This is a genomic window from Streptomyces varsoviensis (assembly GCF_000718635.1).
GTDB classification, from domain to species: Bacteria; Actinomycetota; Actinomycetes; order Streptomycetales; family Streptomycetaceae; genus Streptomyces; species Streptomyces varsoviensis.
Genome location: NZ_JOBF01000116.1, coordinates 1 through 203, shown reverse-complemented (window position 1 = coordinate 203; position 203 = coordinate 1). Strand labels below are relative to the sequence as shown.

At 54.7% G+C, this 203-nt stretch carries 1 rRNA gene; it reads left to right on the top strand.

Going from position 1 to position 203, the window contains the following annotated elements:
- Positions 1–203: ribosomal RNA gene (locus IF55_RS35850) — 23S ribosomal RNA — on the top strand; the annotation flags it as partial.

Below are 203 nucleotides of genomic sequence, written 5' to 3'. Positions count from 1 at the left end.
CCAGTTGTTCTGCCAAGGGCATGGCTGGTTGGCTACGTTCGGAAAGGATAACCGCTGAAAGCATCTAAGCGGGAAGCCTGCTTCGAGATGAGGACTCCCACCCTTTTGAGGGGTTAAGGCTCCCAGTAGACGACTGGGTTGATAGGCCAGATATGGAAGCGCCGTAAGGTGTGGAGTTGACTGGTACTAATAGGCCGAGGGCT